Origin of the sequence: Neisseria sp. HMSC31F04 (assembly GCF_001807735.1) — a bacterium.
Lineage (GTDB): Bacteria > Pseudomonadota > Gammaproteobacteria > Burkholderiales > Neisseriaceae > Neisseria > Neisseria elongata.
In genome coordinates this window covers 13,799-37,857 of sequence record NZ_KV790822.1, presented here as the reverse complement: position 1 = coordinate 37,857, position 24,059 = coordinate 13,799, and the positions used below count along the sequence as shown (strand labels likewise).

Annotated in this window: 25 protein-coding genes and 2 tRNA genes; 19 read left to right on the top strand and 8 right to left on the bottom strand. The window is 53.3% G+C overall.

Features of this window, described 5'->3' with window-relative positions; translation table 11 throughout:
- Window positions 1–255: 255 nt before the first annotated feature.
- On the bottom strand, window positions 256–612 hold the full coding sequence (folB, locus tag HMPREF3107_RS08340; RefSeq protein ID WP_070454893.1) for a dihydroneopterin aldolase: 357 nt from the start codon (window positions 610–612) through the stop codon (window positions 256–258).
- Between the two features lie 60 nt (window positions 613–672).
- Between folB and plsY the strand changes: the two genes are divergently transcribed.
- The 4 genes from plsY (at window position 673) to HMPREF3107_RS08320 (ending at window position 3,967) form a co-directional block, all read left to right on the top strand.
- The gene (gene plsY, locus HMPREF3107_RS11590; protein WP_083284660.1) at window positions 673–1,278 is read left to right on the top strand and encodes a glycerol-3-phosphate 1-O-acyltransferase PlsY; all 606 of its coding nucleotides are present in this window, start codon (window positions 673–675) and stop codon (window positions 1,276–1,278) included.
- A gap of 92 nt (window positions 1,279–1,370) precedes the next feature.
- Window positions 1,371–2,855: a patatin-like phospholipase family protein gene (locus tag HMPREF3107_RS08330; protein WP_070454884.1), complete on the top strand. Its 1,485-nt coding sequence runs from the start codon at window positions 1,371–1,373 to the stop codon at window positions 2,853–2,855.
- 125 nt (window positions 2,856–2,980) lie between these two features.
- Window positions 2,981–3,499 carry a thioredoxin family protein gene (locus HMPREF3107_RS08325; protein ID WP_246828619.1) on the top strand — a complete coding sequence of 173 codons (519 nt, stop codon included), beginning with the start codon at window positions 2,981–2,983 and terminating at the stop codon, window positions 3,497–3,499.
- 39 nt (window positions 3,500–3,538) lie between these two features.
- Window positions 3,539–3,967 carry an EamA family transporter gene (locus tag HMPREF3107_RS08320; RefSeq protein ID WP_003774023.1) on the top strand — a complete coding sequence of 143 codons (429 nt, stop codon included), beginning with the start codon at window positions 3,539–3,541 and terminating at the stop codon, window positions 3,965–3,967.
- A gap of 79 nt (window positions 3,968–4,046) precedes the next feature.
- On the opposite strand, the gene HMPREF3107_RS08315 is transcribed toward HMPREF3107_RS08320, so the two are convergent.
- A complete protein-coding gene (locus tag HMPREF3107_RS08315; RefSeq protein ID WP_070454950.1) occupies window positions 4,047–5,270 on the bottom strand; it encodes an aspartate kinase in 1,224 nt (407 codons plus the stop codon).
- A gap of 232 nt (window positions 5,271–5,502) precedes the next feature.
- Here HMPREF3107_RS08315 and HMPREF3107_RS08310 point away from each other — a divergent pair, with 232 nt between their 5' ends.
- Window positions 5,503–6,195 (top strand): hypothetical protein, encoded by a 693-nt coding sequence (locus tag HMPREF3107_RS08310; protein ID WP_070454883.1) that lies wholly within the window; start codon window positions 5,503–5,505, stop codon window positions 6,193–6,195.
- Window positions 6,196–6,440: 245 nt separating this feature from the next.
- Here HMPREF3107_RS08310 and HMPREF3107_RS08305 read toward each other — a convergent pair whose 3' ends face one another.
- Window positions 6,441–7,139: a thiol:disulfide interchange protein DsbA/DsbL gene (locus HMPREF3107_RS08305; RefSeq protein ID WP_070454882.1), complete on the bottom strand. Its 699-nt coding sequence runs from the start codon at window positions 7,137–7,139 to the stop codon at window positions 6,441–6,443.
- A 26-nt stretch (window positions 7,140–7,165) separates the two neighbouring features.
- Window positions 7,166–7,939, bottom strand: a complete 774-nt coding sequence (locus HMPREF3107_RS08300) for an SPOR domain-containing protein (protein ID WP_070454881.1) — start codon at window positions 7,937–7,939, stop codon at window positions 7,166–7,168.
- Window positions 7,940–8,169: 230 nt separating this feature from the next.
- Between HMPREF3107_RS08300 and HMPREF3107_RS08295 the strand changes: the two genes are divergently transcribed.
- Window positions 8,170–9,672 carry a YifB family Mg chelatase-like AAA ATPase gene (locus HMPREF3107_RS08295; protein WP_070454880.1) on the top strand — a complete coding sequence of 501 codons (1,503 nt, stop codon included), beginning with the start codon at window positions 8,170–8,172 and terminating at the stop codon, window positions 9,670–9,672.
- Between the two features lie 42 nt (window positions 9,673–9,714).
- On the opposite strand, the gene HMPREF3107_RS08290 is transcribed toward HMPREF3107_RS08295, so the two are convergent.
- The 4 genes from HMPREF3107_RS08290 to HMPREF3107_RS08275 all read right to left on the bottom strand — a co-directional run bounded on the left by HMPREF3107_RS08290 (window position 9,715) and on the right by HMPREF3107_RS08275 (window position 12,099).
- The gene (locus HMPREF3107_RS08290) at window positions 9,715–10,551 is read right to left on the bottom strand and encodes an alpha/beta hydrolase (protein ID WP_070454874.1); all 837 of its coding nucleotides are present in this window, start codon (window positions 10,549–10,551) and stop codon (window positions 9,715–9,717) included.
- A gap of 137 nt (window positions 10,552–10,688) precedes the next feature.
- A tRNA-Ala gene (locus HMPREF3107_RS08285) sits at window positions 10,689–10,764 on the bottom strand.
- A gap of 6 nt (window positions 10,765–10,770) precedes the next feature.
- Window positions 10,771–10,847, bottom strand: a tRNA-Met gene (locus HMPREF3107_RS08280).
- Between the two features lie 97 nt (window positions 10,848–10,944).
- Window positions 10,945–12,099: a class I SAM-dependent methyltransferase gene (locus tag HMPREF3107_RS08275; protein ID WP_070454872.1), complete on the bottom strand. Its 1,155-nt coding sequence runs from the start codon at window positions 12,097–12,099 to the stop codon at window positions 10,945–10,947.
- Window positions 12,100–12,421: 322 nt separating this feature from the next.
- On the opposite strand from HMPREF3107_RS08275, the gene HMPREF3107_RS08270 reads away from it, so the two are divergent.
- From HMPREF3107_RS08270 to HMPREF3107_RS12620, 13 genes are all read left to right on the top strand, one after another.
- Window positions 12,422–12,877 carry a division/cell wall cluster transcriptional repressor MraZ gene (locus HMPREF3107_RS08270; RefSeq protein WP_003774032.1) on the top strand — a complete coding sequence of 152 codons (456 nt, stop codon included), beginning with the start codon at window positions 12,422–12,424 and terminating at the stop codon, window positions 12,875–12,877.
- A complete protein-coding gene (gene rsmH, locus HMPREF3107_RS08265) occupies window positions 12,874–13,842 on the top strand; it encodes a 16S rRNA (cytosine(1402)-N(4))-methyltransferase RsmH (RefSeq protein ID WP_070454871.1) in 969 nt (322 codons plus the stop codon). Before HMPREF3107_RS08270 ends, rsmH begins: the two co-directional genes overlap by 4 nt.
- Before the next feature lie 15 nt (window positions 13,843–13,857).
- Window positions 13,858–14,118: a cell division protein FtsL gene (gene ftsL / locus HMPREF3107_RS08260; protein WP_070454870.1), complete on the top strand. Its 261-nt coding sequence runs from the start codon at window positions 13,858–13,860 to the stop codon at window positions 14,116–14,118.
- A gap of 21 nt (window positions 14,119–14,139) precedes the next feature.
- On the top strand, window positions 14,140–16,137 hold the full coding sequence (locus tag HMPREF3107_RS08255) for a peptidoglycan D,D-transpeptidase FtsI family protein (protein WP_070454869.1): 1,998 nt from the start codon (window positions 14,140–14,142) through the stop codon (window positions 16,135–16,137).
- Between the two features lie 30 nt (window positions 16,138–16,167).
- A complete protein-coding gene (locus tag HMPREF3107_RS08250) occupies window positions 16,168–17,646 on the top strand; it encodes a UDP-N-acetylmuramoyl-L-alanyl-D-glutamate--2,6-diaminopimelate ligase (RefSeq protein ID WP_070454868.1) in 1,479 nt (492 codons plus the stop codon).
- Between the two features lie 98 nt (window positions 17,647–17,744).
- Complete coding sequence (locus tag HMPREF3107_RS08245; protein WP_070454949.1) at window positions 17,745–18,761, top strand: PDDEXK family nuclease; 1,017 nt, start codon at window positions 17,745–17,747, stop codon at window positions 18,759–18,761.
- Between the two features lie 130 nt (window positions 18,762–18,891).
- A complete protein-coding gene (locus tag HMPREF3107_RS08240) occupies window positions 18,892–19,413 on the top strand; it encodes a M23 family metallopeptidase (protein WP_070454867.1) in 522 nt (173 codons plus the stop codon).
- Between the two features lie 27 nt (window positions 19,414–19,440).
- Window positions 19,441–20,301, top strand: a complete 861-nt coding sequence (locus tag HMPREF3107_RS08235; RefSeq protein ID WP_070454866.1) for a peptidase — start codon at window positions 19,441–19,443, stop codon at window positions 20,299–20,301.
- Between the two features lie 39 nt (window positions 20,302–20,340).
- Window positions 20,341–21,708: a UDP-N-acetylmuramoyl-tripeptide--D-alanyl-D-alanine ligase gene (gene murF / locus HMPREF3107_RS08230; protein ID WP_070454865.1), complete on the top strand. Its 1,368-nt coding sequence runs from the start codon at window positions 20,341–20,343 to the stop codon at window positions 21,706–21,708.
- A 2-nt stretch (window positions 21,709–21,710) separates the two neighbouring features.
- Window positions 21,711–21,875, top strand: a complete 165-nt coding sequence (locus HMPREF3107_RS11935; RefSeq protein WP_141742863.1) for a hypothetical protein — start codon at window positions 21,711–21,713, stop codon at window positions 21,873–21,875.
- A 14-nt stretch (window positions 21,876–21,889) separates the two neighbouring features.
- Window positions 21,890–22,315: a DUF2127 domain-containing protein gene (locus HMPREF3107_RS08225; RefSeq protein ID WP_070454864.1), complete on the top strand. Its 426-nt coding sequence runs from the start codon at window positions 21,890–21,892 to the stop codon at window positions 22,313–22,315.
- 91 nt (window positions 22,316–22,406) lie between these two features.
- The gene (mraY, locus tag HMPREF3107_RS08220) at window positions 22,407–23,489 is read left to right on the top strand and encodes a phospho-N-acetylmuramoyl-pentapeptide-transferase (RefSeq protein WP_041961294.1); all 1,083 of its coding nucleotides are present in this window, start codon (window positions 22,407–22,409) and stop codon (window positions 23,487–23,489) included.
- A 125-nt stretch (window positions 23,490–23,614) separates the two neighbouring features.
- On the top strand, window positions 23,615–24,059 hold a 445-nt coding region (locus tag HMPREF3107_RS12620), incomplete at its 3' end, for a tetratricopeptide repeat protein (protein ID WP_246828618.1).

The following is a 24,059-nucleotide window of genomic DNA, read 5'->3' as shown; positions in this document are numbered from 1 at the left end:
AAACAGTCTATTAAAAGCCTAGTTTGCGTCTTCTCCGTACACTGTGAAATCTAACTGCTTCCGGGCAGTTATTTTTTTATCTAAACGATGTTTAGATGGCAGGTTCAGTCTAGGTGTCCGTTGTGATTGACTGAGTTGGGATTGTTGGTATTCCCTGATTCCAAGTGGTTTGAAGATAGAAGATAATAGAAGATAAAGGAAGGCCGTCTGAAAATTTGTTTTCAGACGCGGTCTTCTGTTATTTGTTAGAGTGTTTTATTCGACAGGCTGTCCCCGTTCGATTTCCACGCCTACTTCGCGCACGTCGGGCAGGATGCCGGGTTTGACCAGCCGTACTTTCACCCATACTGCGGGAAAGTCGTTCAGAATCAGTGAGGCAATGTGTTCGGCCAGGGTTTCGAGCAGATGGAAGCGGCGGGTTTCCAGGCTGTTGCGGACGGCGTCGCAGACTTCTCCGTAGTGGACGGTGCTGCCGATGTCGTCATCGTCGGCGCGGCGCGGGGGAAGGCCGATGTCGAGGTCGATCAGTAGGGTTTGCGGTTGTTTGCGTTCCCATTCGTAAACGCCGATCAGGGTGTCTGCTTTGAGGCCGTGTAGGAAGATTTTGTCCATTTTCGCGTGGCTCCGTTTTCGGATAGAATGCGCCGCATTCTAAAACAAGATGGATTGATGATGTCTGATTTTTTGGTGGTGGCTGCGGCTTATTTGATTGGTTCGCTGTCGTTTGCGGTGATTGTGTCGAAGTATTACGGGATGGCCGATCCGCGTACTTACGGTTCGGGAAACCCGGGGGCGACCAATGTGTTGAGGAGCGGCAGGAAAAAGGCGGCGGTGCTGACTTTGTTGGGCGATGCGTTGAAAGGTTTGTTTGCCGTGCTGCTGGCCAAGGGTTTGCAGGGTGTTTTGGGTTTGAGCGATACGGCGGTGGGGCTGACTGCGCTGGCGGCTTTGGTCGGGCATATGTGGCCGTTGTTTTTCGGCTTTAAGGGCGGCAAGGGTGTGGCGACGGCTTTGGGTGTGTTGCTGGCTTTGTCGTGGCCGACGGCTTTGGTGTGTGCATTGGTGTGGCTGGTGATGGCGTTCGGTTTCAAGGTTTCGTCGCTGGCGGCTTTGGTGGCGACCGTAATCAGTGTGCCGGCGGCGTGGTTTTTTATGCCGCACGGGTCGTGGGTGGCGGTAACGGCGGCGGTGGCGGTGTTGGTGCTGTTCCGCCATAAGGCGAATATTTTGAATTTGTTGCAGGGTCGGGAAAGTAAAATCGGCGATAAGGCGCAGTGATGCACGCTTGTGTTTTGACTTTATTGAAGCTTTGCATTCAGACGGTCTGAGTGGATTGAGAGGCCGTCTGAAAGGATGGGGAGGATGTTTTTATGGCTGGACGTTTTTTCGGCCGTCTGAAAAAGGCGGTGTTGCTGGTGGCTTTGTCCGGTTTGTCGGCCTGCGCCCAATTTCAGTATCAGCCGGTGGCAACCATTGATAAGGTGGACCGTTGGCAAGGCTACCGTTTCGATGGCGAGGCGGGCAAACCCCAAGACGACGATATGCTGGTGGTGCTGATGTTCTCCGGCGGCGGTACGCGCGCGGCGGCTTTGGGCTACGGTGTGCTGGAAGAGTTGGACAAGCAGAAAATTTACAGCGGCGGACGGGAGAAAAGCCTGTTGGAAGCGGTGGATTTGGTATATGGCGTGTCGGGCGGTTCGGTGTTGGCGGCTTATTTTTCGCTGCACGGTAAGGAAACGATTCCGTTGTTCGAACGCCGTTTTTTGAAGCAGAATTTCCAGCGGCAGGTATCGAAACAGGTTTTTTCGCTGGCGAATGTGCCGCGCCTGACATCGCCAGAGTTCGGCCGGGGCGACCTGTTGCAGGAGCAGTTTGAGAGCACCCTGTTTAAAAACGCTACTTTCGGCGATTTGGCTTCGCGCCGCAAAGGGCCGTTTGCGGTGATTACCGCCACGGATATGTCGCTGGGCAACCGTTTCGAGTTCACGCAGGAATATTTCGATATGATGTGCCTGAACCTTTCGGATTTGAAAATCGCCCGTGCCGTGGCCGCTTCCAGTGCCGTGCCGCTGGTGTTCGCACCGCTGACGTTGAACAACAACGGCGGCAATTGCGGCTACCGCCTGCCGGAAAAAATCAGCCGCGCGGTGGTGGATAATTTTTCCGCCGACAAGTTGCAGCTGCAAACCAGGTTGGAAATGTTGGGGCAGGGCGTGGCGGCTTATCAGAACAGCAAAGAGCGGCCGTACATCCACTTGCTCGACGGCGGTTTGACCGACAACCTCGGCCTGCGCAGCCTGCTCGATATGTCCGAACTTTACGGCGATTCGCTCGGCGAACAGATACGGGCAAACCGGGCGCGGCATATCGTCATCATCAATGTGAACGCGCAAAACAATCCGGTTAACGATATCGACCGCTCGGCCAATGTGCCCGGCCTGCGTGCGGTTACCAATGCCGTCATCGACATCCCCATCGACCGTTTCTCGCAAGAAACGCTGCGCCGTTTCCGCATGTTGGCGGACCAATGGAACGAAGAGGCCAAAAACAGCGGAAATGCCAACCATGCGAATATGTATTTCGTCAGCCTCAACCTGCGCGACCTGCCCGAATCCGGCCTGCGCAACAGTGTGCTGAATATTCCGACCAGTTTTTATCTGCCCGCAAACGAGGTAAACGATTTGAAGGAGGCAGGCCGTGTATTGCTCAGCCGTTCCGAGGAATACCGCCGCCTGCTGAAAGACCTTTCCTTGCCGCCGCCCGAGGTCAAACCCGTTCCCGAACCCGCACCTAAGCACGGCGGGAAGGCCGAAACGGAAAAAGTGCCGGAAACTGCCGCACCGACTGCCGAATAGGCAAACCAAACATGAGGCCGTCTGAACGTTTTCAGACGGCCTCATCGTCAAAATCAAGCCCTGCGATTGTCGGCAAGAGGCACTGGGATTAAAATAGGTTTTCCAAGCAACGAAAGGAGAACGACATGAAAAAATCGCTGAAAACCATCGCTTTAACCACTGCTGTTTTTGCCTTGGCTGCCTGCGGGAGCAACGGCAAATGGCAGGCGCAACTCAACGAAGCGCAGGTTGCTGCCAAGCTGGCGGCGGAAAACACCAAAAACTATCAGGATACTTACAGCGACATTTATTTCCACCTCGGCAGTCTGACTCCGGCAGATTTCGAGCGGCGTGTGGCGGTAGGCGAGACCCTCTACGTCTACATCGGCCGGCCGAGCTGCGGCGACTGCGCCGCTTTCGAACCATTGTTCAAACGCTATATCGCCCAACACAAATTGGACGGCAAGATTTGGTTCGTCAATGTCCACCGCCTGCGCGGGCAGAAGGACGAGTGGGCGGCGTTCAAACAGCGTTACAACCTTTCAGGCACGCCCGTGTTGGCCAAATACGCCAAAGGCAGGCAGCAGAATAAATTGGACTTTGAAGACAACGGCGGCATCAGTGCGGAAGATTTGGAAAAATGGCTGAAAACGAACGGCTTGTAAGCCGTTGTGCGGCAGAGGCCGTCTGAAAGAGGCAGTTTGATGGGACATACTTGGTTTTATTGGGCACTGGCATCGGCTTTTTTTGCCGCGCTGACGGCGATTTTTGCCAAGGCGGGTTTGCAGGGCATCGATTCCGATTTCGCCACCTTTATCCGCACGCTGGTCATCATTGCGGCGTTGGCGGCTTTTTTGAGCTATGCGGGCAAATGGCAGGGCGTGGGCGACTTTAGTGCGAAAAACTGGACGTTTCTGATTTTGTCGGGTTTGGCGACGGGCGCATCATGGCTGGCCTACTTCAAAGCCTTACAGATGGGCGAAGCGTCGAAAGTGGCACCGGTGGATAAGTTCAGCATCGTTTTGGTGGCTTTGTTTGCCGTGGTATTTCTGAAGGAAAGGCCGTCTTCTCAGGAATGGCTGGGTATCGCGCTGATTGCCGGTGGGGTGCTGACCTTGGCCTTAAAGCGTTAGCAGTTGAAAGTTCTTGGTATGAGAAAAAAGGCCGTCTGAAAATGGTTTTTTCAGACGGCCTTTTGTTTGATTCGGCGGTTTAAGCCTGTTCCAAACCGAAGGCTTTGTGCAATACGCGGGTAGCCAGTTCCATGTATTTTTCGTCAATCAACACGGAAACTTTGATTTCGGAAGTGGAAATCATCTGGATGTTGATGCCTTCTTCGGCCAGTGAGCGGAACATGGTTGCCGCCACGCCGGAATGCGAGCGCATACCCACGCCGACGATGGATACTTTGCAAACGGTGTCGTCGCCGTTTACTTCGGCAGCACCCAAGCTTTCTTTCAGACCGTTCATTAAATCCAGCGTTTGTCTGTAGTCGCCGCGCGGCACGGTGAATGAGAAGTCTGTGGTGCCTTCTGCGCCGACATTTTGGATAATCATGTCCACTTCGATGTTGGCATCGGCAATCGCGCCTAAGATTTGATAGGCGATGCCCGGTTTGTCGGATACGCCGCGCACGTTGATGCGGGCTTGGTTTTTATCGAATGCGATGCCTTTTACAACGGCTTTTTCCATATTCTCATCCTCTTCAAAGGTAATCAGGGTGCCTTCGCCGCCTTCCTGCAGGCTGCTCAAGACGCGCAGGCGGACTTGGTATTTTCCGGCGAATTCCACCGAACGGATTTGTAAGACTTTCGAGCCGAGGCTGGCCAGCTCCAGCATTTCTTCAAACGAAATGGTGCTCATGCGGCGCGCTTCGGGGACAACGCGGGGGTCGGTGGTGTACACGCCGTCGACATCGGTATAAATCTGGCATTCGTCGGCTTTCAGCGCGGCGGCCAGTGCGACGGCGGAAGTATCGGAACCGCCGCGACCCAGTGTGGAAATGTCACCGTCGGCGGTAATGCCTTGGAAACCGGCGACAATCACTATTTTGCCTGCTTTGAGGTCGGCATGGATTTTATCACCGTCGATATGGTCGATGCGGGCTTTGGTGTGCGCGTTGTCGGTTTGGACGGCGACCTGCCAGCCGGTGTAGCTTTTCGCATCCACGCCGATGTTTTTCAAGGCCATGGCCAAAAGGCCGATGGTTACCTGTTCGCCGGTGGCCAGCACCACATCCATTTCGCGCGGGTCGGGGAGTTCCTGCATTTCGTGCGCCAGAGCCACCAAACGGTTGGTTTCGCCGCTCATGGCCGATACCACGATTACTACGTCGTGGCCTTCGGCGCGGGTTTGGGCGACACGTTTGGCCACATTCTTGATGCGCTCGGCGGAGCCTACCGAAGTGCCGCCGTATTTCTGTACGATTAACGCCATTTTTCGTGCTTTCTGTTTGAACAAACCAAAAGGCGGCATTATCACGGCTTTTCACGGCCTAGACAAGATTTTTGCTTTGATTTTGTTATTGTTTTTTAGCTTTTTGTGCAAACCTTTGAATATATTTCCGTTTCATCGCCTATAATTTTTTTCGTCGCACATGCAGGATTTGCAAACGGCGGTTCGGCCGCTACAATGCGGCTTTTCCCACATTGATCAAATGGAGTTCGAGATGAAGAAAACCGCTTTGGCTGCAACCTTGCTGCTGGCCTGTGCCACTGTATTCGCCAAACCTTATCTGAAGTATGACGTGGTCAAAAGCGTATTGCACGATCAGGGTTTCGACGGTGATGCGGCGGATAAAATCCGTAAGGATTTGGCCGACCATGCGGGGGAGTATCCGCCTAAATTCGATAATGAGGCCGATAGGAAGCGTGCCGAAAAAGATGCGGTTACGTTGGCTCGCCTTTACAGCGGCCTGCTTGAACAAAAAATCGTGACAGAAAAACAGCCCGAGCAATATCGTTCCGTGTTGCACAGCATCGCGCGGTTGAGTTGGATTGCCCATAATCTGGATGTGCCCAATGCGGCTGCCTATGCCGATCAGCATTATCGGATGCTGCTGGCCGCGTTGCCACAGAAACAGCGTGCGGGCATGCAGGGTGAATACGGTGGTTTCCTTGCCTCGGTAGGTCAAACGGATGCAGCCGTCAAGATGCTGAACGAAGCGGTACAGGGCGGTAGCGACCGTTCCCGTCTTCCTTTAGGCATGGCTTTGCTGTCTCAAGGTAAAAAAACCGAATCATTGAAAGAGTTGCGCGCTTATGCGAAAAAATATCCTCAAGACAAGCGTGCCGCCGATTTAATCGACGCGGTGGAAAACGGCAGGTTTGAAGTAAGGCGTGCGGAGATGCCGAAACGCTGATGTGAGCAGTTTAAGGGTCGTCTGAAAATAAGGGATGCGGTTTGCCGCCGCTGTTTTTTCAGACGGCCTTTATGCATGACGGGCAGGTACGCCTGCGGTGAAAACCGGTGAACCTGCTGTCAATTCACGGGATGGATTATCGGCTGCTTTTTGATGATTGCCGCCGAATAATAATTGGATATGAAACAGGCCGTCTGAAAATGTTTTCAGACGGCCTGTTTGTATGGAAAAGCAAGAAAAGCGGTTTATTTGTTGGCTGCCTTGGCGATGGCGGCACCAGTGTTGCCGATGGCGGCTTTGGCTGCCGGTGTTTTCATGCCGCGTTCTTGGCGTACTTTGGCAATCATTTCGTCCACTTTGTTCATGGAGACGTTCCAGTCGCCGCCAGAAAAACGCATCATGTATTTGCCGCCGACGATGATGGTGGGTGTTCCCTCTATATTCATTTCGACGGTCAGGTCGGCCATTTGTTTGGCTTGTGCCTGGTTGCCGAAAGAATCATAGGCGGCAATCAGTTTCGCACCGTCGAAAGAAGTTTGCGCAGCCGCCCATTTTTTAAAGGTCGCGCTGTCGGCCAAGTTGATTTTTTCTTCGTAGAAGGCGCGGAATATCGGCAGATTGGCCTGATATTTCATGTTGCTGCTGTTTACGGCAGCCGCCACGCGCGCCAAGCCGATCATTTCGGGTTGCCAAACAACGTGCAACGGGCGCAGATAGGTGTCGGAAGCCCATTTCTTGCTGTGTTTCTGCATGACGGGTTCGAGGTGGTAGCAGTGGACGCAGAAATAGCCGAAGAATTCGGTTACTTCGATTTTGCCGCTTTGGAGTTGGGGCAAGGGTTTGCTGAGGACGGTGTAGTCCTTGCCTTCAACCAGTTCGGCTTGTGCAGAGGCGGCTAAGGCTAAGGCCAGTACGCCGGCCAACAGGGTATGTTTTGTTTTCACGATGATGATTCCTTGGTAAGACGGGGTTATCGGGCGGGGCGGACGAAGCTGTCTATCCCGTTGTTTTGCAGTTTGCCGCGTGCATCGGCCGCTTGGGCTTTGTCCATCGGGGCGGTTTGGACGCGGTACATGGTTTTGCCTTGTACGGAAGCTTCGGCAATTTCGGCCTGAACGCCTGCCGCAGCCAATTTGGCGCGCTGGGTTTCGGCTTTGTCGCGGCTGCCGTATGCGCCTGCCTGGACGATGACGGATTGGCTGCCGCCTTTACCGCTTTCGGATGGGGCGGGTTTGCCTGCTTGTCCGCTCAATGCGGCCTGCGCTTTGCGGCGTTCGGCTTCGCGTTGCCTTTTACCCGCCTGGCCGTTCAATATTTGCTCGGGGGTAAGTTTGTCGTTTTGGTTTTTGTCTTTATCCGCCTGTTTGCGGTTGTCGGCTTTGTGTTTGCGGTCCGTTGGCGGAGGAGGGGCGGGTTTGTCTTCCGGTTTTTCCGGTTCGTCGTCCCGGGTCTGTTTCGGTTCTTCGGGCGGATTGACGGTTTCGGGCGGTTCGGCCGGCTCAATCGGTTCGATTTTTTCTTGGGACGCGGGCTCCTGCTGCGGCGGTGCGGCAGGCGGCGGTGCGGGTTGTTTCGGTGTCAGGACTTCGGGAGGGGGAAGTTCTTTTTCGACAATCGGGTCTTTGAAGTCGCGTTTGCGGTTATTTTCCAGCACGTAAACCAAGCCGCCGATAATCAGTGTGGCCAGGAGGAGGCCGATAATGAAGCCGGTAAAGCCTTTGCCGTATGGTTTCTCTGTTTTCATAAACTACCTTTTTGTTGATGTACGGGCCGTCTGAAAACGGCGGGACGTATTCTAGCAAATATTCAGACGGCCTGTATCCGTCATTTTCCCCAGTTGCGGAAACTTTACCGTAGCGGGATGCAGGCTTGCCCGCCGTGCCGGTTCGGTTTCGCGTTTTGTATCGGTTTCTTATTGATTTCTCTATAATCCCGCCATGTGCACCGCGTTTGCGGATTTCAGGATGTGGATTTATGACTTTTTCCCTTGTAAACAGCCGGGCTTTGTACGGCATGGACGCGCCTTTGGTGGAGGTGGAAACCCATTTGGCCAACGGTTTGCCCGCATTCAATATCGTCGGCCTGCCGGATACCGAGGTAAAGGAAAGCCGCGACCGTGTGCGGGCGGCGATTATTCAGAGCGGGTTTGATTTTCCGGCCAAAAAAATCACCGTCAATCTGGCTCCGGCCGATTTGCCCAAAGAGTCGGGCCGTTTCGATTTGCCGATAGCGGTCGGTATTTTGGCGGCTTCGGGTCAGGTGGCGGCGGACAAGTTGGACGGATACGAATTTGCCGGCGAATTGGCGTTATCCGGCCTGCTCAGGCCGGTGCGCGGTGCGTTGGCTATGGCTTGGCAGGGAATGAGGGCGGGGCGCGCCTTCGTGCTGCCGGCGGAAAATGCCGCGCAGGTGGCGGCTTTGAAGGGTGTCGGCGCGTTCGGGGCCGTATCATTGGGACAGGTGGCCGCGCATTTGAACGGGATTGAAATGCTGCCTCCTGCCGAGTCTGCGGTGTCTTTGAGGCCGTCTGAAAATGCCGCACAACCTGATTTGGCCGATGTCAAAGGGCAGCATACGGCACGGATGGCATTGGAAATCGCGGCGGCCGGCGGCCACAGCCTTTTGATGACGGGGCCGCCGGGAACGGGTAAGTCGATGCTGGCGCAGCGGCTGCCCGGCATTATGCCGCCCTTGGATGACGAAGAGTTGGTGGCGGTGTGGGCCTTACAGTCGCTGTTGTCCCAACAGGGCGAAGGGCAGTCGGCCAAGAGGCCGTTTAGAAGCCCCCATCACAGCGCGAGTACGGTGGCTTTGGTGGGCGGCGGTAACAGCAATAATCTTCGGCCTGGTGAGATTTCATTGGCCCACAAGGGAATTTTGTTTCTCGATGAGCTGCCGGAGTTTGACCGCAAGGTGTTGGAGGCGTTGCGCGAACCTTTGGAAACGGGGGAAATCCATATTTCGCGTGCGGCGCGGCAGGCGGTGTTTCCGGCCGAATTTCAATTGGTGGCGGCGATGAACCCCTGTCCGTGCGGCTATCTCGGCCACCCGACCAAGCCCTGCCGTTGTACGCCCGACAGCATTTCGCGGTATCGCGGGAAAATTTCCGGACCTTTGCTGGATAGGATTGATTTGATTGTGGAAATACCTGTGTTATCGGCTGCCGAACTGTCGGATATGAAGCTCGGCGAGAGCAGTGCCGATGTTTTGCGGAGGGTGTTGCAGGCGCGGGACAGACAGCAGGCGAGGCAGGGGAAGCCCAACAGCAAATTGCTGCCGACGGATTTGGACAAGCCTGATTTAATCAGCCCGGAAGCGAAGGCGGTGTTGGCGGGTATGCTGGAAAAGCTGTCGCTTTCCGCGCGCAGTTTCCACCGTATTTTGCGCGTTGCGCGTACGCTTGCCGATTTGGCCGGCGATGAAACCGTACTGCCTGCCCATGTTTATCGGGCGGTGGCATTTAGGCGGGCGTTTTGACGAAAGAGGCCGTCTGAAACTGATTTTCAGACGGCCTCAAAATTATTCGCTGTGTCGGTTGAAGAAATTTAACAGCAGTTGTTCGTATCCCGATTTGCCTTGCAGGCCGAGGTGTGTGCCGTTGGGGATGAGTGCCAGCTGTTTCGGTTCGCCGGCCAAGTCGAACAGTGTTTGGGAGTGTTTGTCCGGAATCACTTGGTCGGCGGTTCCATGAATCAGCAGCAGGGGAATCGGGCTGATTCGGCCGATGAAGCGGCGGGAGCTGTAAGTGTTGCGAACCAGCAGGCCGCTGCCGCTGAATTTGTCGTTGGCAATATCGGAGTAGGATGAGAAGGTCGATTCTATGGCGACGGCGCGTATGCCGGCATGGTTGCCTGCGCCGACTGCCGCAATCGCATTGGTGCCGCCCAAACTTTGGCCGAAGACGAGCAGGCGGTTTTTGTCCACATCCGGACGGCTGCGGACATAATTCAAGGCGGCATTGCTGTCGGCAAACAGTCCGGCCTGATTCGGCCGGCCTTCCGAAAGCCCGTAGCCCCGATAGTCGAAAAGGAAGACGTTGTAACCGTGCGTGGGCAGCCATTGTGCGGCTTCTTTGTGGGCGGAAAGGTTTTGGGCGTTGCCGTGGAAATGGATGATGGTGGCGCGCGCCGGTATCAGGCCGCCTGCGTTTTGTGCCGGGATGAACCAGCCGTGCAGGCGGGTGCCGTCTTCGCTTTGAAAGAATATGTCTTCATGTTGCAATCCGGCTTGGGCAGGTGTGCCGTAGTCGGCGTGATCGGGATAATAAAACGCTTGCTGGGAGCAGGACGACAGGCCGAACAGCGAACAGCCGAGTAGGAGGGCGAAGAGGAGGGGGAGTTTGCGGTTCGGGCGCATGGAAATTCTTTCAGACGGCCTGATGGTTGTGGGTTGAGCTTGGTTTTGAAAATGCGTTTATTCTTTATACGCGGATTGGTGCAAAGTATCGGTAAAACAAAACGGCCTAATCTAGTTGATTAGGCCGTCTGAAAATATGGTGGAGGTAAGCGGGATCGAACCGCTGACCTCTTGCATGCCATGCAAGCGCTCTACCAACTGAGCTATACCCCCGGAATTTGGTGGCGAATCAGGGACTCGAACCCCGGACACAAGGATTATGATTCCTCTGCTCTAACCGACTGAGCTAATTCGCCGTGAAGTGAAGCCGTGATTATACGGATTTTGCAGGAACTGGCAACAGGTCTGTCGAAGCTTTTTTCTTTCCATATGATTTTACGGCTAAAAAAGTATTTATAGTTTGTGGCAGATTTCGCCGCGCGCAAAGCCTTGCCAGTCTATGCTTATGTTTCTGCCGAACGCGATGACTTTGAATAATTCGCCCATTTCGTGCGGCATCAGCAGTTTGTGTAGGGCGGAGGCCGTCTGAATATAGGCGGGCGAGTCGTGGGCGATGTCGGGCGGAATCAGTTCAGTGATACCCAAATTCAGTAGGAAATCGGCCTGTGTGGTGTAGCCGATCAAATCCAGGCTGCCATCGGTTCCGGCTTGGGCGATGTCGGTAAAGTTGACGTGCGCGGTCAGGTCGGTCAGACCGATGTTGAAGAAGGGGTCGTGGACGGTGTGGTGGCGGTAGTGGCCGATCAATGTGCCCATATGCCGTTGCAGATGGTAGTACTCGGCAGCGTCGAAGCCGTAATCAATCATGATGACGGCGCCGCGTTGCAGTTTGTCGGCCAATGTGCGTATAAAGGCATACTGTGCCGGATGCAGTTCGCTGGTGTAAGGTTCGGTATCAGGAAAATAGCTATGTGCGGCATCTATGAGGGAGGTGTCGCTCAGGGTGTGCGGAATGAGGGAAAATTCCCCATTTTCTATCCCGACGCCGATTTGCAGGAATCGGCCTCCGCTGCGTCGGACCAGTTCGCATGGCATGGCATCCAATACTTCGTTGCCGATGATGATGCCGTCGAAAGAGTCGGGAAGGACGGACAGATGGCGGACTTTGTGTGCTGCTTCGGGGGCGGTTTGTTTAATGTGTGCGAGTTGCCGTTCCGCCAGCTCGGCGGAAAGTTCGATGATGAAATACGTTTTCAGATTGTCGTTTGACAGGCTGTTCAGCAGGGTGGCGGCTAACTCTCCCGTTCCTGCACCAAATTCGTAAACAATGCCCGCAGTTTGCGGCAGAAGAAAGTCGATTTGCCGGGCGAGGGCTTGTCCGAACAGCGGGCTGATGACGGGTGCGGTAACGAAGTCGCCTTCCGCGCCTATCTTGTGCGCGCCGCCGGTGTAATAGCCGTAGCGAGGGGCGTATAGGGCCAGTTCCATGAATCGGGAAAAAGGCAGCCAGCCGCCTGAGGTTTTGATTTCGTTATAGATTATTTGCTCTAGTTTTTTGGAGGACTGTTTAGCTTGAGGGTTTGGGGTGGGCAAATGAAGGGTGTTCATAGTTAAGTTGTGTAAAAATAAAATGATATTTGGAGCGGTTTGGTAAGCAAGTATACAGCTTATAAAGATGTGTGAAATGGCTGCAGTAATGTTAAGTCTGTGTATTTTATAGGGAGAAGATTGGTAATGTAATGCTCTGAGCAAACAATATAGGTATATTTACTTTAAATTTTGGTTTTTAAGTGCCTGTTACTCCTTTTTATTTTTCCGGCAAACCGGTTTGACCGCGTGCCGGTTTTTTTTTATAGTTTCGTCTTATGTGGGGGAAAGTGGTGCAAAGTGTGTCAATTTTCCCTGAGAACGGGGTTTAGGCGTATTTATTATGTTCGGCGGCATTCATGATTTAAACATCGACAGTAAGGGGCGTTTGGCTGTTCCGGCCAAATTCCGCGATCTGTTGTTGCGCCGGTATACGCCTGCCTTGGTGGCAACTCTGGAAAACCGCGAACGTTTGCTGCTGTATCCGGAAAGTGTGTGGGAGCAGGAGGCGGCCAGGCTGATGGCGGTCAATGCGGCAGGCAATCCCGTGCTGTCGGCTTGGCGCGATTTGTTGTTGAATAATGCCGAAGTTCTGGAAATGGATGCGGCAGGCCGTATTCTCCTGCCGGCCGGCTTGCGGCGCAAGGTTCGGCTGGATAAAGAGGTTTCCCTCACCGGCCGTATGAACCGCCTCGAATTGTGGGATAGGGAGAAATACCATCTCAAAGACGAAGCCGCATTGGATATCGATCCCGAAGAATTGGCATCCGAATTGGGCCAGGCCGGATTTCAGCTATGAGCAGTCAGGAATTCCAACATGTTACCGTCCTGCTTCATGAAGCGGTGGACGGTTTGAATGTCGTTTCAGACGGCGTATATGTGGATGGCACGTTCGGTCGTGGCGGTCATTCGCGCCTGATTTTGTCCAGATTGGGAGAAAAGGGCCGCTTGGTCGTTTTCGATAAAGACCCGCAGGCGATTGCCGTTGCGCACGAATTGGCGGATCGGGATGGCAGGGTCAGCGTGGTACACGACGGTTTTTCCTCTTTTCAGACGGCCTTGGATGGGTTGGGTATCGGCCAAATCGACGGTGCCTTGTTTGATTTGGGTATTTCCTCGCCGCAAATAGACGACGGTTCGCGCGGTTTCAGTTTCCGCTTTGATGCGCCTTTGGATATGCGTATGGACACAACGAGGGGGATGTCTGCCTCCGAATGGTTGATGTCTGCGGATGAGGATGAGATTCACGAGGTAATCAAAAATTATGGTGAAGAGCGGTTTAGTCGCCAGATTGCGCGTGCCATTGTTGCACAGCGGGCAGACAGCCCCATCGATACAACCGGCAAGCTGGCGCAGATTGCGGCGCAAAACGTCCGTACTCGCGAGCGCGGCCAAGACCCGGCGACGCGGACGTTTCAAGCCATTCGGATTTTCATCAACCGTGAGCTTGAAGAAATAGCGGCGGTGCTGCCTCAGGCGGTAGGCCGTCTGAAAAGCGGCGGCAGATTGGCGGTGATTGCCTTCCATTCGTTGGAAGACAGGATTGTCAAACAGTTTGTCAAACGCTATTCCACACATGCGCCGTTGCCGAAATGGGCTGCCGTGCGCGAGGCCGATTTGCCGCAGCCGCCGTTGAAAAGTATAGGTAAGGCAATCAAGGCCTCGGCAGACGAGGTGGCTGTAAACCCGCGTGCGCGTTCGGCGGTGTTGCGTATTGCAGAGCGGACTGACGGTATATTTTCGGAGGACGGCCAGGCCGTCTGAAAAACAGATTTTTAAATGAATTACATTAATATTATTTTGTTGACGGTGGCGGTTGGTTCCGGATTTGCCGTGGTTACCCAGCAAAATTTGGCACGCCAGCGGCATGCGGAACTGAGTGCGGCAGAAAAGCAGCAGAGAGAATTGGAGCAGGAGTATTCGCGCCTGCAATTAAAACAGGCCGAGTTGTCCAATCACCAACTGATTCGGAAGGCGGCCGAAAAAGGAAAATTGGTACAGCCGAGCGCGGTGGATACCAAAGTTATCGAAATAGAATAAAAAGCAGTCGGAAGTAGTTACATGTTGATTAAAAACGAATATAAGCCGAAGATGTTGCCCAAGCAGGCTGTAGGCAAAAAACCGGTTACCAGCAACGGGCGGATTGTTTTCGTCCTGGGTGCGCTCGGTATCGGTTTTTTGGCATTGATCGGGCGCGGCTTATATCTGCAAACCTCAAATCACGAATTTTTGACCGAAGAGGGCAATAAACGCTTTGTCCGTACGCTCAAACTGCCGGCCTCACGCGGTGTCATCAGCGACCGCAACGGTGCCACGCTGGCTCTGAGTGCGCCGGCCGAATCGCTGTACGCCATTCCTTCAGAGGCTAATTTGACCGACGAACAGATAGAGGAATTGTCGGGTTTAATCGATTTGCCGTCTGAAATCATCCGCGAACGCTTAGACCGCAAAAGCACCGTTTCGATTATTGCACGCCGTCTGAACGAAAATACCATCCAAGCCGTCCAGGCTTTAGGAATCGAGGGTTTGAAATTCCGCAAAGGCAAAGCGAAAGGCGATTCGGGGACTTATGAACTGTACGTTAAGCCGTCTGAACTGGAAAATTTGCCTTCCGATGAGAAGTTGCAGCAGTTGGCGGATGTATTGAACCCTGCAATCCAGTCCAAGCTCGATAAGAAAAGTGTGTCTGTCCTGAAAGAGGACATGGGCAAGAAGATTGATTTCGTCTTTTTAAAACGGCAGATGAAGCCCGAATTGGCCAAGCAGATTGCCGATATGGGCATTAAAGGGCTGGCTTTCCAAAAAGAGCCGCAGCGGCACTATCCGATGGGCAGCCTGTTCGCGCAAATCATCGGTTTTACCAATATCGACGGCCAGGGGCAGGAAGGCTTGGAGCTGTCGCGTGAAAAAGAACTGCACGGCAAAGACGGCCAAAGCAATGTTTTGCGGGACAATAAAGGCCAAATCGTCGAAAACATCGATTCCGAAAACAATAGGCCGTCTGAAAACGGCAGCGACATCGTTTTGGCACTCGACCAACGTATCCAAATTTTGGCTTACGACGAATTGACCAAAGCAGTAGCCTACCATCAGGCAAAATCCGGCAGTGCGGTAGTTTTGGATGCGCGCACGGGCGAGATTTTGGCATTGGTTAACGGCCCGTCTTACGACCCGAACGAACCGGCCGAAGCCGACAGTGACCACAGGCGCAACCGTGCCGTAACCGATATGTACGAATTCGGTTCGGTTTTGAAACCGTTTCCGATTGCCAAAGCATTGGACGATGGAAAAATCAGCACGCGTTCGCATTTCGATACCCGTCCGTACAACGTAGGCGGCCATCCGGTGCGCGACACGCACCTTTATCCGTCGCTCGACGTGCGCGGCATCATGCAGAAGTCTTCCAACGTAGGCACCAGCAAAATCTCTTTGATGTACAGCCCGGAAGAGATGCACAGTTATTACCGCAGCATCGGATTCGGTAAAAAATCCGACATCCGCTTCCCCGGCGAGAGTACGGGTGCGCTGCGCGATTGGAAGAAATGGGGCAAATTCGAGCAGGCAACCATGTCGTTCGGTTACGGCATGCAGCTGAGTCTGCTGCAATTGGCCAGGGCGTATACGATTTTTACCGCCGATGGCAAGCTGATGCCTGTTTCTCTTGAAAAACAAGACAGCGTACCTGCCGGCGAACGGATTCTGAAGCCGGAAACAGCCAAAGCCATGCGCCAAATCATGGTGTCGGTAACGGAAAAAGGCGGTACCGGGCAGAATGGCGCAGTGGAAGGTTTTAATGTTGCCGCCAAAACCGGTACTGCGCAAAAAGTCCTGAACGGCCGTTATGCCAAAGACAAACACATCGGCACCTTTATCGGCTTTGCGCCGGCAGAGAATCCGCGTGTGATTGTTGCAGTAGCCATCGACGAACCGCGGGCAAACGGTTATTACGGCGGCGTGGTGGCAGGCCCGGCATTTAAAGGCATCATGGCGGGTACGCTGAATATCTTGGGCGTACATCCGACCAACGCCGTCAAAGCCGTCGACCTGGCTGCGAAGTAACTCTAACTGCCAATCAGGAATTTTTAATTTATGTTCAGCAAGTTAACCCCTTTAGCTGAAACCAACATTCCGCCTCTGCTGTGTGCGAACGCAGCAGGGCGTTTGTTGCATTCAGACAGCCGTCAAATTAAACAAGGTGATATTTTCGTTGCCTGTCAGGGCGAATATACGGACGGCCGCAGTTATATCCCCGCAGCCATTGCCAACGGCGCGGCTTTTGTTTTTTGGGACGACGACGGCAAATTTGCGTGGAATCCCGAATGGGAAGTCCCCAATCAAGGCATCAAAGATTTGAAACACCGTGCCGGCATGTTGGCGGCACAAGTTTACGGCAACGTTTCAGACGACCTCAAAGTCTGGGGCGTAACCGGTACCAACGGCAAAACCTCCATCACACAATGGCTGGCGCAAGCCGCCGATTTGTTGGGTGAAAAAACCGCCATTATCGGCACGGTCGGCAACGGCTTTTGGGGCGCATTGGAAGAAACCACGCATACCACCCCCGCCCCTGTCGATGTCCAAACCCTGCTCTACCGTTTCCGTCAACAAGGCGCAACAGCCGCCGCGATGGAAGTCTCCAGTCACGGCCTTGACCAATCGCGCGTCAACGGCGTGCCATTCCGCAGCGCAATCTTCACCAACCTCACCCGAGACCACCTCGACTATCACGGCACGATGGAAGCCTATGGTGCCATCAAGTCGCGCCTGTTTTACTGGCACGGCTTGAAACACGCCGTCATCAACGTGGATGACGAATATGGCGCAGAACTCGCAGGTCGTCTGAAAAAAGACTGTCCTGATTTGACCGTTTACAGCTACGGCTTCAGCGAACACGCCGACATCCGCATTGTTCATTTCACCGCCTCTTCAGACGGCATGGAAGCCGTATTTCAAACCCCGTGGGGCGAAGGCCGCTGCCGCACACGCCTGCTCGGACGGTTCAACGCGCAAAACCTCGCCGCCTGCATCGCCTTACTTTGTGCCAACGGCTATCCGCTTGATAAAGTATTGGATGTGCTGGCAAAAATCCGTCCCGCTTCAGGTCGCATGGACTGCATCATGAACAGCGGCAAGCCCTTGGTCGTCGTTGATTACGCCCACACGCCTGATGCATTGGAAAAAGCACTCTCCACCTTGCAGGAAATCAAACCACAGGGTGCGGCTTTGTGGTGCGTATTCGGCTGCGGCGGCAACCGCGACCGCGGCAAACGTCCGCTGATGGGCGCAGCAGCCGTACAGAGCGCAGATAAAGTCGTCGTAACCAGCGACAACCCGCGTTTGGAAAATCCGCAAGACATCATCAACGACATCCTGCCTGCCGTTCCCGCGCCCGAATGCGTCGAAGCCGACCGTGCCGCCGCCATCCGTTACGCAGTCGAACGCGCCGCGGCAAACGACATCGTTCTGATTGCCGGCAAAGGACACGAAAATTATCAGGACATGCAGGGTGTGAAGCATCATTTTTCTGATTTCGAAGTGGCAGAGAAAGCGTTGGCAGAACGGATATAACAACGGATACCAAAGTTTTCAGACGGCCTGACTGGTAAGAGGCCGTCTGAAACATTATGAATCTTGATTTATATAATCTGAGTTTAAGAGGAAAAAAGATGGGTATTTATCGTTGCAATAAATGCGGCAATATGGCAGAGCATGATTATCAACAGGGGATGGCGGATATTGCCTGCCAAAAGTGCAGCCAACCGGTAAAGGTTTACGATACATTGTTTTTTGTCGGCAAATTGCTGGAGCGTTATTTTTCCACTTATAGGGAATTACAAGCGTTAATGCAAAATGAAAATTCAGGGGAGGCAAATTCCGACTCTGTTGATTCGAAAGTGCACGGGGAAGGACATAATATATTGGTAGGAGTAAATCTTGCTTCCACTGACGTTTTGGCAACGGAAAAACAGCATGAACCTTTGAAGCAGTGGTTTATTGGGAGGCAAATCACCCCGCAGTTTGACTTTTCGGCAGTCGATATGGGCGGCTTTTTTGACGAAGCGGCCGAAGAATTAGGGAAGCAATACCGTCTGACCAAAGATTTGTTGGGGCAGATGAACTGGGCATACGGTAAAAACCATACGGGCATTAATCTGGATATAGGCAAACTTTCACAACAGGACGGACAAATTCTCAACGATTTATGCCGTCGGTTTTATGGACAAACCCTGTTTGCAAAATATTTTTATCAAAAACAGGACAAAATCATCCGCCTTACACTACAACGCACCACTGCCGTTAGAAACTTCTTCGGGGGCGGCTGGCTGGAGTGGTTTGCCTTGGGCAAATTGCTTGCAGAGGCAAAACAGCGCGGGAAGGAATATGGGTTTTCTTGTGCGCGCAATGTGAAAATCCGTTTCGGAAACGAAGATTTGCACGAGTTGGATGTGGTTTTCCTTCCATCCGGCGGGATGCCGATCATTGTCGAATGCAAATCGGGGGAATTCCGCCGCGATATTGAGAAATATGTTCAGTTGAAGAAACGTCTTGGTTTGCCCGACAGCCATTTTGTCATCCTTGCCACCGATGTGGATGACAGTCAGATTGTAGGCCTGAGCCGAATGTACGGTCTGACTTTCGTTACAACGAAAACCATAATGAAACATTTGAAGACTGTTATGTAGGCCTTTTTAGAAGAAAAGCAACACGACACATGCATTACGGCACGTCAGCCATTAAACCTATCGCAGTTGTTTCAGACGGCCTCTGATTATCGTTTCAAGAGGCCGTCTGAAAAACAAGGAGACCGATTTGATGCTGAAAATGCCGACAAAAACCCTTTTAATCAGTGCAGCCATGATTTTATTTGCAGGCTGTACCACCAAACAACTGCCGCGTCCGAGCGCCGAAATTGCCGAGCTGAGGGCGAAAGAACCGCCGGCGGCACAAAGTTTGCCCAATCCTGTTAAAGGCAAGCGTTTTGACGACACTTGGGGCGCAGCGCGCAGTCAGGGACGCAGACATGAAGGCGTGGATATTTTCGCTAAGAAAAACACGCCGATACGCAGCACGACGTCCGGCATCGTCACCAAAATCGGGCGCAACCGATTGGGTGGCAAAGTCATCGGCATCCAAGGGCCGGGCACATGGCACTATTATGCCCACCTCAACAAATTCGCCAGCGTCCGTCTGTACGACCGTGTGAAGGAAGGGCAGGTCATCGGCTATGTCGGTAAAACAGGCAACGCCAAAACCACGCCCGCCCATTTGCATTATGGCGTGTATTTGGCACGCGGTGCAGTGAATCCGTATCCGTTGATTGATCAGAATAGATAGGCCGTCTGAAAAAGGTTTGAAAGAAAAATGAATACCAAAAAATTGGTAAAGGCAACAAATATCATCGGTATGACGGCAGTCATCCTGCTGATGTACTGGGTGTTCGCTCAGATTTTAATCAGCGTTTTCGGACTTAGGATTTTCCGCGAATACATTACGGAAATCTTCATGATGAGTATCCTAGGGATTTTTGCCGTGATGGCGGGTGCGCTGATGCTGAACATCATGCTGAACCTGACTCGTATCGCCGAGCGCGGACAGGAGGAAGAAATTCGAAACAGTAGGAAAACAGTATATCTGCTGTTGGCAGCATTTCCTGTTTTGGCGGCGTTGTTGTTTGGTGGTAACTATCTGACAGTTCAGAAAAAACGTGAAATCCTGATTCAATCGGCAGCACGCATCGTCAAAGATAATCCAAATCAGCTGAACGCGCTGGCAGATTACCGTTTCGACTTGGCATATATTAAAAAATCTGCCGAAATTCTGAATCTGATGGCTAAAGATGATTCTGCCTTTAATTCTGCCGCAGTCATTGTGCCTGATACCGTTGGAGGTAAAGCGGTTTATCTGACTTTTTCAGCCAATTCCCGCTTTGATGAGACTGTTGATGAACCTGTGCCGGAAGGCAGTCAGGAGCAAACGGACGACGGCGGTTTCGTGGTTGTCAGAAACGGTGAGAAAAAAGCAGTCCGAAAAACAGAGTATCTCTATGCCCCTGACTTAAAGGAACGTGAATACCTGCAAAAAGTATTTGCTAGACAAACCGACGAAATACGTTATGAAGCGCATGATGGCAATTACAGCCTCTGCCACCCTTACCGTCAAAACAACAAAGCCATTGTATTGTGTTTTTCCGATTATCAACGGTATGGGAAAATCGGCAGTTAAGCGTGAAAAGGCCGTCTGAAAAAACAAACGAAAGAAACCATGAAACCACTAGACCTAAATTTCATCTGCCAAACCCTCAATCTTCCGACGTCGTCTGAAAACCAACCCGTTTCGCGCATTGTTACCGATAGCCGCGACATCCGCGCGGGCGATGTGTTTTTCGCATTGGCGGGCGAGCGGTTTGACGCGCATGATTTCGTTGAAGACGTATTGGCTGCGGGTGCGGCGGCGGTTGTGGTTTCGCGCGAAGATTGTGCTGCAATGGACGGCGCATTGAAAGTCGATGACACGCTTGCCGCATTGCAAACGCTGGCAAAGACTTGGCGAGATAATGTGAACCCGTTTGTGTTCGGCATTACCGGTTCGGGCGGCAAGACGACGGTGAAGGAAATGTTGGCCGCGATATTGCGCCGCCGTTTCGGCGAAGATACCGTTTTGGCGACGGCGGGTAATTTCAACAACCACATCGGATTGCCGCTGACTTTGTTGAAATTAAACGAAAAACACCGCTATGCCGTCATCGAAATGGGCATGAACCATTTCGGCGAACTGGCGGTTTTGACGCAAATCGCCAAACCCGATGCCGCTTTGGTCAACAACGCCCTGCGCGCCCATATCGGCTGCGGTTTTGACGGCACGAACGATATTGCCAAGGCGAAAAGCGAGATTTATCAAGGTTTGGGCGAAGACGGATTGGCTTTGATTCCGTGCGAAGACGAACACGCTGCGGTGTTTCAGACGACCTCTCAAGGTCATCAGCAGCGGACTTTCGGCGTCGATAGCGGCGATGTCCACGCGGAAAATATCGTGCTGAAACCTTTGTCCTGCGAATTTGATTTGGTGTGCGGCGACGAACGCGCCGCTGTGGTGCTGCCTGTTCCCGGCCGCCACAATGTCCACAACGCCGCCGCTGCCGCCGCGCTGTCTTTGGCTGCGGGCTTGAGTTTGGACGATGTGGCGGAAGGTTTGAAAGGCTTCAGCAACATCAAAGGTCGTCTGAACGTCAAAGCCGGCATCAAAGGCGCGACCTTGATTGACGATACTTACAACGCGAACCCCGACAGCATGAAAGCCGCGATTGACGTGTTGGCGCGTATGCCTGCGCCGCGTATTTTTGTGATGGGCGATATGGGTGAACTGGGCGAGGACGAAGCCGTCGCCATGCACGCCGAAGTCGGCGCGTACGCTCGCGACCAAGGCATCGAAGTGGCTTATTTTGTCGGCGACAACAGCGTCGAAGCGGCGGAAACATTTGGCGCGGACGGTTTGTGGTTCGCCGCCAAAGACCCTCTGATTCAAGTATTGAGCCACGATTTGCCTGAACGCGCCACCGTGTTGGTGAAAGGTTCGCGCTTTATGAAAATGGAAGAAGTGGTCGAGGCGTTGATGGATAAAGAGGCCGTCTGAAAATGAAAAACCGACGTTTTTTTAAAGCCTTATTGCTGATTGCCGCGCTGATTGGCACGTTTTATGCCGGAATGCGGACGCAGGCGTATCTTTATGAAGACCTCTGTCTGGACTTGGGTGGCGGCAAGAATCCGGGGAATTATCCGATTTGCGTGCTGGAACGGTAAGAGGCCGTCTGAAAATGAAGCAGGAAACAAGGCGGCCTTTGCTGTTGCAGTTTATCGTTTGGATGATGATGACGGTGGCGGTTTTATGGTCGGCGGGGGCGGTAATGGCGGTGTGGCATGCTGTCGAAGCGTTTGACCGCAAGGCCGTGGAGGCCGCAAGCGGCATAGGCTGGTGGCTGGTGATGGCCTTCCAACCGTTTGTGTTGTCCTTGATGATGGTGGTAACGGCAGTCGGGTTGTGGCGCGGCAAAAATTGGGCGCGTTGGTTGTGTTTGATTTGCTGTATGCTGTACGTCGCTGTCAATACGGTAAAATATTTGGCCTTCCCGTGGTTGGGCGGGCTGTCTTGGTTAGATGTTGCCACCTGTGTCGTGGTCTGCTTCAGCCTGTTTTTCCTGTTGCCCAAGGATTATTTCCGCACCCGTGAGGGGACGGATTGATTTTCAGACGGTCTCATCAATGGTAGGCCGTCTGAAAAGGATATATTTTGAAATTTGATGTTTAACACACAATAAATCTAGGAAGTTACAGATGTTTTTATGGTTTGCCCGTTTCAGCGGTTCTTTGTCCGCGCTGAATCTGTTCCAATACACCACATTCCGCGCCGTGATGGCCGCGCTGACCGCGTTGGCGTTTTCATTATTGTTCGGCCCGTGGACCATACGCAAACTGACCGAACTCAAAGTCGGCCAGGCTGTCCGTACCGACGGGCCGCAAACCCACCTCATCAAAAACGGCACGCCGACCATGGGCGGTTCGCTGATTCTGACCGCCATCACCGTGTCCACGCTGTTATGGGGCAACTGGGCGAACCCGTATATCTGGATTCTCTTGGGCGTATTGCTTGCCACCGGCGCGCTCGGTTTTTACGACGACTGGCGCAAAGTGGTCTATAAAGACCCCAACGGCGTGTCCGCCAAATTTAAAATGGTGTGGCAGTCGAGTGTGGCCGTGATTGCCGGACTGGCCCTGTTTTTCCTTGCCGAAAATTCAACCAACAATATCCTGATCGTTCCCTTCTTCAAGCAGGTCGCCCTGCCGCTTGGCGTGGTCGGCTTTATGGTGCTGAGTTATCTGACCATCGTCGGCACGTCCAACGCCGTGAACCTCACCGACGGCCTTGACGGCCTGGCCGCCTTCCCCGTCGTCCTCGTTGCCGCCGGCCTCGCCATCTTCGCCTACGTCAGCGGCCACTCCCAATTCGCCCAATACCTGCAGCTGCCTTATGTCGCAGGTGCGAACGAAGTTGTGATTTTCTGTACCGCCATGTGCGGCGCGTGTCTCGGATTTTTGTGGTTCAACGCCTATCCCGCGCAAGTTTTCATGGGCGACGTCGGCGCTCTGGCATTGGGCGCGGCACTTGGTACCGTTGCCGTCATCGTTCGCCAAGAGTTTGTTTTAGTGATTATGGGCGGTCTGTTCGTCGTCGAAGCCGTGTCCGTTATGCTTCAAGTCGGCTGGTACAAGAAAACCAAAAAACGCATCTTCCTGATGGCACCCATCCACCACCACTACGAACAAAAAGGCTGGAAAGAAACCCAAGTCGTCGTCCGCTTTTGGATTATCACCATCGTCTTGGTGTTAATCGGGCTGTCTTCGTTAAAAATCCGCTGAACCTATGCCGTCTGAACACCTTTCAGACGGCATTTGAACACGCAATAAACCTGCGGCGGCAATCCGCCCCGCCCTATTGTTAACGGCGGCTGAAACCCGCCTTATACTGGAACAGGAGTAAAACCATGAAACAGACAGTCAAATGGCTTGCCGCCGCCCTGATTGCCTTGGGCTTGAACCAAGCGGTGTGGGCGGATGACGTATCGGATTTTCGGGAAAACTTGCAGGCGGCAGCACAGGGAAATGCAGCAGCCCAACATAATTTGGGCGTGATGTATGAAAATGGACAAGGCGTGCGCCAAGACGATGCCGAAGCGGTCAGATGGTATCGGCAGGCGGCGGATCAGGGGTTAGCCCAAGCTCAATATAATTTGGGCGTGATGTATGAAAATGGACAAGGCGTGCGCCAAGACGATGCCGAAGCGGTCAGATGGTATCGGCAGGCGGCGGATCAGGGGTTAGCCCAAGCCCAATATAATTTGGGTGTGATGTATGGAAATGGACAAGGCGTGCGCCAGGATGATGCCGAAGCGGTCAAATGGTATCGGCAGGCGGCGGATCAGGGGTTAG